An 11938-nucleotide genomic window follows, 5' to 3' on the forward strand; every position below is an offset into this window, starting at 1 on the left:
ACAAGCAGAAACGACTTTGCCGCCCTCAAATAGGCCTGTAACGTTTCAACAAGAAAGAGAAGGATAATTTTAAAATAGCTTTCCGATAACATCTAATTAGTTATATTTTACTCCCTTTCTTTAGGTATTGCATTATATTTTCCTCAAAACCGGGATTTTTTTTAGGACCAAAGAACTAACGACAAAGATAGACAAAAACTCTTTTAAGTTGCTCTTGACTTTACCTGTCATTTTCATATAATATTTATTGTTGAACAAGACTGTAACAAGTCTTAATTGGGCGTAACGTTGTGTCACCCTCACGCATCTCGTTACTGCCAGGGCAGCGGCTGAACTTCCCCGGCAGTGTGAAACCATCTAACGCTTTCACGGATACGATTTGCGGCGCAAATAGGCCCTAACATGAAATTTCAATTATAAAGGAGTCTACTATAACATGGCACGTTACACCGGACCTAAATTCAAACTCAGCCGCCGTCTGGGCATTTCCCTTAGCGGTACAGGCAAAGACCTGAAACGCCCTTTCCCACCAGGACAGCACGGCGCTAACCAACGCAGAAAAGTAAGTAACTACGGAATGCAGCTTTTGGAAAAACAAAAACTGCGTCACATGTACGGTTTGGGTGAAAAGCAGTTTAAGACTCTCTTCACTAAAGCACAAAAGCTCCAGGGTATTGCGGGCGAAAACTTCATGTTCCTGCTCGAAAGCCGCTTGGACAACCTGGTATACCGTCTTGGTTTTGCTAACTCCCGCGCTGGTGCGCGTCAGCTGGTATCCCACGGACATGTTACCGTTAACGGCAAAAAAGTCGACATCGCTTCTTACCGTGTAAGCGTGGGCGACGTTATCGGACTTCGTGAAAGAAGCCGCGCTATGGCTTCCATCAAAGAAGCTCTGGAAAACCGTTCCCACCTTCCAGGCTATCTGGAATATGCTGATGGCTCTTTCGAAGGCAAATACATTCGTTTGCCAGAACGTGCCGAGCTGTCCCAAGATATCGATGAAAAGCAAATCGTCGAATTCTACAACCGTTAAGATTTCGCTTATTGCGAAAACGAGTAAAGCCTCCAGAGCAATCTGGGGGCTTTTTTCATTTCCATTGAACAAGAGTACAGCGGGGAGAAATTCCTTCGCTGGTTATTCAGCATGGCTAGACCAAGTGCAACTTAATGAACCTCCGCTTGCCCACCTGGATAATATCTCCGTTTACCGGCATGAATTCACCATTCATTTCTTCCTGTTTCACTTCGTTTAATTTTACTGAGCCTTGCTTAATGCTTCGTTTGGCTTCACCTTTTGAGCCTGCAAAACCAATTCGGGTCAGTAGCTCGGCCAGCTGAATCTTGCCATTCTCAAGCTCAGCAGCTGCAAGATTATAGATCTCGATATTCTCGGGCAGCAGCCGCTGCTGAAAGACAGTGATGAAATGCTGCTGCGCAGACTCCGCTGCTGCTGAACCGTGGTATAGGCGTACAAAGGTATAGGCCTGCTTCATTTTGACATCCCTTGGATGTACCTTCCCTGACGACAGAGCTTCCTTCAGTGCAGCCAGCTCCTCACTGCTGAGGCCGTAACCATTTCATAGTATCTCAGCATCAGCTCATCCGGAACAGACATGGTCTTCCCGTACATTTCATTCGGATCTTCATCGATACCAATGTAGTTGCCGAGACTCTTACTCATTTTCTTAACTCCGTCGAGCCCTTCGAGCAAAGGCATCAGTATGACAACCTGCGGCTCTGCACCGTATTCCTTCTGCAGAGTACGCCCCATCAATATATTGAACTTCTGATCCGTACCGCCCAGCTCGATATCAGTCTTGTTCTCAACCGAATCCATTCCCTGCATCAGCGGGTAGAAAAATTCATGAATACTGATGGCCTGGCGCTCTGGAAGCGTTTCGTGAAATCGTCACGCTCCATCATCCGGGCCACGGTTACTTTTGACGACAAATTTACTACTTCTGCAAAAGTCATCAGACTCAGCCAATCCGAGTTGCATAGTAACTGTGTCTGCTCAGGATTAAGAATCTTGAAAATTTGCCGCTTGTACGTCGCCGCGTTGCGTTGCACATCTTCTTCACTAAGCTGCTTGCGTGTCTCGGATTTACCTGTAGGGTCACCAATCCGTCCAGTGAAATCCCCGATAATCAGCTGGACTACATGCCCAAACTCCTGAAACTGACGCAGCTTGTGGAGCACAACCGTATGCCCGATATGGATGTCCGGAGCCGAAGGGTCCAGTCCCAGCTTAACGTTAAGCGGAACCCCCGTCACTACAGACTTCATCAGCTTGCCTCTCAACTCCTCTTCCGGCACAATTTCTACCACTCCGCGTGAGACCACTTCCAGCTGCCGCTCGACTTCCTGCTGCTGCGCACGGGTCAACTCTCCCCATTTCATAATTACGCCTCCTAAAAAATCTGTTAGTGCATCCTTCGTTCCATGTTCAAATAACGCAAAAAGAGCCTTTCACTCATCCCACAAGGGACGAGCAAAAGACTCGCGGTACCACCCTAATTAAAGATCCGCCGCGCTGGACGCAGCCGTAATCCTCCACTTCATTAAGATAACGGGATCATACCCGGTACCGGACTACTGGACAAGCCAGAATTCAGATTGTCTTTCCTCCGGTCAGCTCCAGACTGTAATTCAAAGGGGCCTGCTGCCGGTTCGCACCACCCACCGGCTCTCTGAAACACATGGCTTGCCTTCTACTGATGTCCTTCCACGCCTTTATGATATCTAATTGAATCTATTTGTATCGCAGCCGCTTTTCAAAAGTCAACTACAGGCTGAAAAGCCGCCTAACGCAGGGGCGCATTCAAAATCGCCAAATTGTGCTATAATAGTTCCGTTAAAAGGAGGATTAACGTCGATGGTTGAGGAGAACAAAAAGAAGAACGTAAAGCAGCGTCCACCCCGTAGATCCTGGCTCCGCAGGTTCGGTTCCGTCGTGAAGTGGATGTTTATACTCGGCATACTCGGCATACTGTTTGCCGGTGGTGCTGTGGCAGGCTATGTCACTTCCATAGTGAAGGACGATCCTGTCCGCTCCGAAGAATTGATCCAACAGCAAGTCAGCCAGAATTCCATTACCGGCTTTGCGTATTTCCGCGATGGCCAACCGATTGGCCAGCTCCGGACTGAAGAGGACCGAAGACTTGTAGAATTCAACAATATTCCGCAGCTCGTGATTGATGCCGTTCTCGCTATAGAGGACAATAATTTCTACAATCATAAAGGGGTCGATTTCAGCGGCACCCTGCGTGCCGTTAAGCAAAAGTTGCTGAACGAATCCGTCCAGACCGGCGGGAGCACCCTGACCCAGCAATTGGCGCGGCGCGTGTTCCTTAATCTGGACCGGACAGAGGACCGCAAGATCAAGGAGATCCTGCTGTCTCTAAGGTTGGAACGCTATTTATCCAAGCAGGAAATTTTGACGGCCTATTTGAATAAGGTTCCTTTCGGAAACGGATCCAACGGCTACAATGTGTACGGTATCAAAGCTGCAGCTAAAGGGATTTTCGGATTAGATGACCTGGAAAAGCTGAATATTGCCCAAGCTGCTTATTTAGCCGGACTCCCCCAGCTCCCCTCCAAGTATTCTGCGTTTAATGGAGTTGGTGCATTTAATGAAACCGCATTTAAACGTGCCATGGAGCGCCAAAAGCTTGTACTTCGCCGGATGCTGGAGGAGAACAAAATCACTGCCTCCCAGTATAACGAAGCACTCCAGTTTGATATCAAGAGTTCTTTAGCGCCGCATACGAAGAAGGCTTACGCTACATATCCTTATTTGATGCTAGAGACGGAACGCAAAGCGGCCGAGGTCCTACTGTCCATCAATGAAGGCAATAACGGTGTGGTCGATCCGAATTCCCCTTCTACTGAAGATAACAGTGTGCAGCTGGAGGAAGCGCGCCAGCAGCTTATGACCGGAGGCTACCGCGTATATACAACGATTGATAAAAAGGTATACAGCGCTATGCACGGCATCTCCGAGGACAGCGGAAACTTCACAAAGGACAGCAAGGCGAGAGGCAAGGAACAGACGGCAGGCATGATGATCAACAACAAAACCGGGGCTATCCTGGGCATGATTGAAGGCAGAGACTTCAACATTGAGCAAATGAACTATGCTACGCAAATGGTTCGCCAGCCGGGTTCGACCATGAAACCGATAGCTGCCTACCTCCCTGCGCTGGACGCTGGATTCATTCAGCCTGCTGGCATTCTGGATGATGCGCCGATTATTCTCAAAGACGGAGGTAAAGGATTCCACATACCGAAAAATGCCAACAACCGGTATCAGGGTCTGGTCACAGCCCGTTATGCGCTTAACAAATCCTTGAACTTGCCAGCCCTGAAGCTGTTCAATGAAAAGGTTGGAATTGAGAAGGCATGGGCTTTTGCCAAGAAACTGGGCATTACCACCATACAGGATAATGATTACAACGCCCAGACCGGGGTTATCGGCGGGTTACGCTATGGGGTTACAGTTGAGGAATTAACAAATGCCTACTCCTCTATTGGGAATCAGGGGGCATTCAATGACGCCTATATGATCGAGAAGATTGTAGATTCCCAAGGTAAAATTATTTACCAGCATAAAGTAAATCCCGAGCAGGTCTACTCCAAGCAAACCGCTTATCTGATGACGGATATGCTGCGCACGGTTATTACCGAAGGAACAGCAAGTACGGTTAAGAAAAACTATAAGCACTTTAAAGATGTGCCGATTGTCGGCAAAACCGGTTCTACCCAAAATTATGGGGATGTGTGGTTTATGGGTTATACACCGGATGTGACCCTTGGCATGTGGGTGGGCTACAAGGAGCAAATTCATACTCTACAGGGCGATACCCAGAAACGGCAGGCACAGACCCTATGGACGAAAGTGATGAATGCCGTTATTGATAAGCAGCCTGAGCTTTTTGTCACGAAGGAATTCCCAAAACCTGAAGGAATCGTCAAAAAGACAGTGTCTGCATACAGCGGTAAGCTTCCTACTGACTTGACCGACAGGTTCACTACAGATGTATTCAATGCAAAATTTGTGCCGACCGCAAGTGATGACGGAATCTCCAAAGCCAAGTATATTAGCTATAATGGAGTGAACTATATCCCTCTGGATGGCACACCTGAGGACTTCCTCAAACAAAAAATTGTCGTCAAGCGTGAAAAACCAATTCAGGATCTGGTAAAGGAACTGCTTGCCGCTTTCCCATCAATGAAGGAGCATGAACCGCTGGAATATTATATGCCTGAAGATGCCAAATCCGACTTCCCTACCGAGGTTGATCCCCGTGTGGATGATGGCAGTGCACCAACAGCTCCAAGCGGAGTCAATGTATCCTACAGTACGGGCAAGGCTGTCATTACCTTTAATCCGAGCGGTTCACCGGATGTAGTCGGCTACCGCTTGTACCGTTCGCTGAACGGTGGTTCGTTCAAGAAGCAGGCTGTTCTGTCTGTTGGTGAAGGGACTACTTTTACACCAGGTACTCCGGCTAACGTAAATGCCTCATTCTATGTGGCTGCCGTAGATGTTGCCGGTCATGAGTCGGCATCCGGCAGTGTAGCAGGAGGAGTTACACCTACCCCGGAATCGACTCCACCACCGGCAGATATTCCGGATACAGAAGCGACACCCGACCCGGGAGCCGGGCCGTCAGCTACAGAGGATCCCGGGATGATTATTATCCCGCCATCGGGTGGCTCTGACGTTCCTACCGGATCGGGCACTAATGCCGCTGGTGAAGAAGTCAATGCCACAGGTAGAGGCAATGCTGCTGCTGGCGGAGGAAACGCTGCTGGCGGGAATGCCGGAGCTACAACACCTTAATATTGGTCTGCAGAAACTGTCAGACTCTCGAAACCCAAAAAACACCGCTACCGGTTCATGGCCGGCAGTGGTGTTTTTTGGTATACCTATATCGTTCTTTAATCCTCAATGGTGGACAGATCACCTGCGGGGAGATGCAGCTCCCAGGCTTTCAGAACGCGGCGCATAATTTTACCGGATCGGGTCTTGGGCAGCTTTTCCCTGAATTCGATTTCACGCGGCGCTGCATGAGCGGATAATCCCGTTTTGACAAAAGCCGCAATTTCCTCCTTCAGCTCGGCCGTGGGGAAATAACCATCCCGTAAAGAAATGAACGCCTTAATAATCTCTCCCCGCATAACATCCGGTTTACCGATAACCCCGGCTTCAGCTACCGCAGGATGCTCTACCAGCTTGCTCTCCACCTCGAAAGGTCCGATCCGCTCACCAGAGGAATTGATGACATCATCGATACGGCCCTGGAACCAGAAATAGCCGTCCTCGTCCATGTAAGCAGAATCTCCGGAGATGTACCAGCCGGGAATGCGGAAGTACTCCTCGTATTTCGCTTGGTTATTCCAGATCTTACCCATCATAGAGGGCCAAGGGGTCCGAATGGCCAGGTTGCCCATGGAATAAGGCGGTAACAGATTACCCCGGTCATCCAGTATAGCAGCTTCGATACCGGGCAGTGGCCGCCCCATGGAGCCGGGCTTGATATCCATTCCAGGGTAATTACAGATCAGCTGTGCTCCGGTTTCCGTCATCCACCACGTATCATGAATGCGCTGCCGATAGAATTTATCTCCCCAGCGCACCACTTCGGGATTCAGCGGTTCCCCTACTGACAGGACATGACGCAGACTGCTAAGATCCATCCCCTGCAGGCTTGCCTCTCCTGCCCCCATGAGCATGCGGAATGCGGTAGGTGCACTGTACCATACAGTAACCGCAAACCGTTCAATGGTCTTATACCAATCCTGCGGACTGAAGCGGCCACCACGTACAACATTGGTCACACCGTTCAGCCAAGGGGCAAAAATCCCATAAGAGGTTCCCGTGACCCATCCTGGATCGGCTGTGCACCAATAGATATCGTCAGGACGCAAGTCAAGTACAATCTTCCCTGTATAATAATGCTGAATCATTGCTCTTTGCACATGGTATACACCTTTGGGCTTGCCGGTTGAGCCGGAAGTATAATGCATAATCAGCCCATCCTCCAGACTAAGCCATTCGGGATCAAGCTCCACTGACGCTGCAGCGGTTTCTTCTTCATAGCTTACTAGCCCATGTTCAATATCTGCAGTGCCTCCTACCACAAAAATATGCTTCAGCGCAGGCAGCTCTTCACGTTTGACCCGATGCAGCAGCTCCGGTGTGGTTACGAGAGCTACGGCGCCGCTATCCTCCAGGCGGTCCTTAACAGCCGTTTCCATAAACGCCTCAAACAACGGTCCCGCTACCGCACCTACCTTGAGAATACCCAACAGACTGAAATACAGCTCCGGCTTGCGGGGCATAAAAATAAATACTCTGTCTCCCCGGCCAATACCGTGCGCACGCAACACGTTTCCGAAGCGGTTGGACCTTTCCCGCAGATCTGAGAACGTGTACATTTCTTCCCTTACCGCATCACTGTAGATCAAAGCCGTTGCTGCTCCGCGGCCTTCGAGCACATGCCGGTCAATCGCTTCATGAGCCATATTCACCTTGCCGCTCTCATGCCAGGAGAAGTTTTTCTCCACATCCTCCCACCGGAATTCGCTTACTGCCCGGGAATAATCCGCCATATTGGCTTGCTTCACGCGGCCCGGTAAAATTTCGCTGTGGACTTGCCCCATTACTCTTGCCTCCCTCACTCGTTTGATTTAAGCTTTAAGGGCGAGACTCTTCTCTTAAGCAATGCTGTCAATGGATCAATTGTGAATATTTTATGTCGGACCTAGTATATCACAGGAAGCGGTTACATTCTAGATTATAGTGACTGAAGGGAGCCTGGCCATGGAGCACCGCAAAATTCCTGTATCCCATATCCTTCATCAGCAAGATAGTATACTTACCGTTAGTGGACCTCTATCTCCAGACACGCTGAAAGGCCTGCAGATGCATCCTGATCTGGATGCCTTCCGTAAACCGCAGGAACAGTTGGAAGCGCTTATAGAGATAGCTGGATTGCCTGAGGGCCGTGTAATAGCTGCTGTTGCAGGCAACATGATCGCAGGATATGTTACTTTTCACTATCCTGATGAACTGGAGCTGTGGTCCCAGGGCGGTATGGTAGATCTTATAGAGCTGGGTGCTATTGAAGTAGCGGATGGATATCGGGGGATGGGGCTTGCAAAGCTGCTGATTACCAGCGCTTTTGAGCAGGAACAGCTGGAGAATTGCATCGTATTTACAACCGAATATTACTGGCATTGGGATCTTAAAGGCAGCGGACTTGATGTATGGGCTTACCGCCAGATGATGGAGAAGCTTATGCAAACCGTGGACATGGTGTGGTATGCCACAGATGATCCGGAGATCTGCTCCCACCCTGCCAATTGCCTCATGGTCCGCATCGGCCGTGAAGTGCCGATGTCTTCGCAGGAAACCTTTGACCGGGTGCGGTTCAGGCAGCGTTTCATGTACTAACGCGGCAGATCCATCTCCGGAAGGAATGTTTTACATCGCCTTCAGCATATATTCAAGGATAGCATGGGAGCATTCGGCGGCGGTTACCGTAAACTCGTGATAATTCGCATGTGCCGAACCATCTGCTTTATCAGACATGGAGCGGATAATCACAAAAGGAATATCGTTCATGAAGCAAACCTGTGCAACGGCGGCCCCTTCCATTTCCGCGCATGCCCCGTTGAAATGCTCACGGAGCCCAGCCACAACGGCTGCGCTGGCAATAAATTGATCCCCTGACAACACTATTCCCGTAATCCACTTTTGCTTCAGACTCATACAGGCCTCTTCTGCCAACTGAACAAGAGCAGGGTCTGCGGGGAAAGAGGATACCGCCTGATAGGGGATCACCCCCCGCGGGTAGCCAAGAGCGGTAACGTCCATATCATGCTGAATGCAGTCCGTTGAGATCACAATATCCCCAATGCCCAGATCCGGATGTACCGCTCCCGCAACACCTGTGAACAACACACGTGCCACGCCAAAGGTATCGATCAGAATTTGTGTCGTTACCGCAGCATTCACTTTGCCGACCCCCGATTTACAGAGAACGATCTGTTTGCCGGAGATTGTACCAGTATAATAAACAATACCCGCCTTAAGAGTGCTCACTTTGTCATCCATGCTGTCGAGCAGCAGTTTAATCTCCTCGTCCATCGCTCCAATTAATCCAATGACTTCGTTCATATGTATCCTCCTACGGTCAAAATCAACGATATAAAACATAAAAAGCCCCAAAAGGAGCTTTCTACGCACTGATATTCAAACCTATTCGAATGCTTACTTGTTCACATGATTGACAGACAAACGGAGAATCGTCTCATGCGGCAAAATAACCCTCGGGTTCTCAACAGTTTCCTTCTTCATTAGCTTCGTCAGCAGTCTCATTGCTACAGCACCCAGATCGTACATTGGCTGTGCTACTGTGGTCAGCAATGGACGAACCATGGATGCCATGCGGATGTTATCAACACTGATAATTGAAAAGTCATCTGGAACCTTAAGACCTTCATCCTGAATACTGTGGATTGCTCCAATCGCCATCTCATCGGTTGCAGCAAATATAGCCGTCGGCTTCTTCTTAAGCCCCAGGAAATACTTCATGGCTTCGACACCGGATTCGTAACGATAGTTCCCGATGCGGACCAGGTCCTCCTGATACTCAATGCCTGCCGCTTCCAGTGCTTTCTTATAACCTTGAAAACGGGCATAGCCGTTGGCAGGGTCCTGCAGTGTACCGCTGATCATCGCAATTTCGCGGTGACCATGACGGATCAGTGTGTTCACAGCATCAAATGCCGCCGTCTCATGGTCGATGTCAACTGAAGGATAGGTTCCCTTCTCATCACGTGTAGCGCAAAGCACGATTGGCACAGCAGACGTTTGGAACGCTTGAATGTGCTCTTCAGTTACCGTCCCGCCCATGAAGAGCAGACCGTCCACTTGCTTCTCCAAAAGCGTATTGATAACACGAATTTCCTTCTCTTTGCGTTTATCCGCGTTACACAAAATAATGTTGTAATGATACATGTTGGCAATATCTTCGATCCCACGCGCAATTTCTGCAAAAATCGAGTTCGAGATATCGGGGATAACAACCCCAACGGTTGTCGTTTTCTTGCTGGCGAGACCTCTCGCCACGGCATTTGGACGATAGCCCAAACGCTCAATCGCTTCAAAAACTTTCTTCCGGGTCTGCGGTTTCACGTTCGGGTTATTGTTCACAACCCGTGATACCGTAGCCATAGATACGCCTGCTTCTCGAGCTACATCGTAAATGGTTACCGTCAAATTACTCTCTCCATTGCGATAAATTTTATCGTTCGACTAATTAAAATTATGATACGACACTTTGTACAATTGTGCAATGATAACGCTTCATTTTCCTTTCAAAATTTCTTTCAAAAGGCCGAGAACGCTATCGCTATACGGAATAAAGGCCTGCTGTTGCATCATTTTCTCCGAATGATTGCTTCTAATGAACTTGTCGCATTCATAGGTTTGTCTGATATGATTCTATCGTATCAAAAAGCGCGTGAAAAATCCAACATTCGTGAAAGATTTTCATTGATTTTGCAGAAAAAATTTCAGAATCCGCTTTATTCTGCATTTATTTTGCTCTTTCTGCCGATTGAACTGTCAATTGAGATATTCTTTTTCCAGTTTCGTCCATCCACTTACGATCAAGAAGATCCGCTGCCACCCGGTAGACATCCAGCAGTAAGTCTATGCGTCCCTGTATGCCGCTCCGGATCGCGTCCTCTACCTCGGACATACCACCCGCGAACAATCCAGCAGCAAAAGTTTCTTTAAGTACACTTGCCCATTCATTCTTGTCCGCAAACGAAATATGCCGCTTAGGCGGTGATTCCCCGAGTTCGTGGATCAGCTTGCCCAGATCGCTTTTGATAAATGGCAGAGGCTCGTAACGGCCGCATTCTGTACAGGTGTAGACTGGAACATGTGTTATTTTTATCTTTGCACTATAGATCAGCGTATGCATATGTATGGTCATGATACCGCCGCAGTCACACGGTTTCTTCATTAATTGTTCCTTATGCATCTCCCACACCTCAGACTTAGTAATAAGATTCCCTGAACGGCTATCTTTAAGAAAAAAAACGAAAACTCTCCTGTTCAATTGCTATATTCGACCTGCTTCCCCTTAAACCCTTCCGATTTGCAAAAAATGATTTATTTGGCAATTAAGCAAAGTATTCCTAGGCCCGGGATGACTTCATATTTCAAATTTGCTAGAATGAACTGAAGTCAAGATTGATGAAGGGAGCTGCAAAGCATGAGACTAACCGGAAAAAAGGTCATAGCACTCGTTGACGATGAGTTCGAAGATTTAGAGCTGTGGTACCCGGTGTACCGTGTCAGGGAGGAAGGTGCCGAAGTGCATCTGGCCGGACTGGAAAAAGACAAAACTTACGTTGGAAAATATGGCGTACCCGCCAAAGCCGAATATTCCTGGGATGAACTGCACGCCGCCGATTATGACGGCATTCTGGTGCCGGGCGGCTGGGCTCCCGATAAAATCCGCCGATATAGCGCAGTGCTGAAGCTGGTGCAGGATTTCAACGCCGCCAAGAAGCCAATCGGCCAAATCTGCCATGCCGGCTGGGTGCTGATCTCTGCGAAAATACTGGACGGTGTGACAGTTACATCTACTCCCGGCATCCGTGATGATATGGAAAATGCCGGGGCGATCTGGAAAGATGAGGCTGTCGTCACTGACGGGCATATCATCTCGGCCCGCCGCCCACCGGATCTTCCGCCTTACGGCAAAGCCTTTTGCGATGCGCTGGCGGGAGAATAAAATCAATAAGCCCTGCACCTTCAGCTAGAAGGTCAGGGCTCTTATTATGCTTATGCGGCTATTTGCGGATAGAGAGGGAAACTTGTTCTTTTATCGGATTACAGGAAGCTAAT

Annotated in this window: 8 protein-coding genes, 1 pseudogene and 1 other annotated feature; of the genes and pseudogenes, 4 read left to right on the plus strand and 5 right to left on the minus strand. The window is 48.8% G+C overall.

The genetic code is table 11. The annotated features are described in order from the left end of the window. Positions 1 to 436: 436 nt before the first annotated feature. Positions 437 to 1036 (plus strand): 30S ribosomal protein S4, encoded by a 600-nt coding sequence (gene rpsD, locus A3844_RS02725; protein ID WP_025704015.1) that lies wholly within the window; start codon positions 437 to 439, stop codon positions 1034 to 1036. Between the two features lie 115 nt (positions 1037 to 1151). Here rpsD and tyrS read toward each other — a convergent pair. Next, a pseudogene (gene tyrS, locus A3844_RS02730) lies at positions 1152 to 2403 on the minus strand (tyrosine--tRNA ligase). 80 nt (positions 2404 to 2483) lie between these two features. After that, positions 2484 to 2740 (minus strand) — a binding site (T-box leader). A gap of 138 nt (positions 2741 to 2878) precedes the next feature. On the opposite strand from tyrS, the gene A3844_RS02735 reads away from it, so the two are divergent. Beyond that, on the plus strand, positions 2879 to 5848 hold the full coding sequence (locus A3844_RS02735; RefSeq protein ID WP_074106521.1) for a transglycosylase domain-containing protein: 2970 nt from the start codon (positions 2879 to 2881) through the stop codon (positions 5846 to 5848). 98 nt (positions 5849 to 5946) lie between these two features. Here the strand turns inward: A3844_RS02735 and acsA are convergent, their stop codons facing one another. Beyond that, complete coding sequence (gene acsA, locus A3844_RS02740) at positions 5947 to 7671, minus strand: acetate--CoA ligase (protein ID WP_074088564.1); 1725 nt, start codon at positions 7669 to 7671, stop codon at positions 5947 to 5949. A gap of 160 nt (positions 7672 to 7831) precedes the next feature. Between acsA and A3844_RS02745 the strand changes: the two genes are divergently transcribed. Beyond that, positions 7832 to 8464: a GNAT family N-acetyltransferase gene (locus tag A3844_RS02745; RefSeq protein WP_074106522.1), complete on the plus strand. Its 633-nt coding sequence runs from the start codon at positions 7832 to 7834 to the stop codon at positions 8462 to 8464. Positions 8465 to 8494: 30 nt separating this feature from the next. Here the strand turns inward: A3844_RS02745 and A3844_RS02750 are convergent, their stop codons facing one another. From A3844_RS02750 to A3844_RS02760, 3 genes are all read right to left on the minus strand, one after another. Beyond that, entirely contained in the window at positions 8495 to 9190 is a 696-nt protein-coding gene (locus tag A3844_RS02750) for a 5'-methylthioadenosine/adenosylhomocysteine nucleosidase (protein ID WP_074088562.1), read from the minus strand. Positions 9191 to 9283: 93 nt separating this feature from the next. Then, positions 9284 to 10294 (minus strand): catabolite control protein A, encoded by a 1011-nt coding sequence (ccpA, locus tag A3844_RS02755; RefSeq protein ID WP_074088561.1) that lies wholly within the window; start codon positions 10292 to 10294, stop codon positions 9284 to 9286. Between the two features lie 319 nt (positions 10295 to 10613). Beyond that, positions 10614 to 11048, minus strand: a complete 435-nt coding sequence (locus tag A3844_RS02760; RefSeq protein ID WP_074101683.1) for a hypothetical protein — start codon at positions 11046 to 11048, stop codon at positions 10614 to 10616. Positions 11049 to 11300: 252 nt separating this feature from the next. Between A3844_RS02760 and A3844_RS02765 the strand changes: the two genes are divergently transcribed. Next, on the plus strand, positions 11301 to 11825 hold the full coding sequence (locus A3844_RS02765) for a type 1 glutamine amidotransferase domain-containing protein (RefSeq protein ID WP_074106523.1): 525 nt from the start codon (positions 11301 to 11303) through the stop codon (positions 11823 to 11825). Positions 11826 to 11938 lie beyond the last annotated feature (113 nt).

This window comes from Paenibacillus helianthi, from assembly GCF_001909055.1.
Taxonomy (GTDB): domain Bacteria; phylum Bacillota; class Bacilli; order Paenibacillales; family Paenibacillaceae; genus Paenibacillus_AQ; species Paenibacillus_AQ helianthi.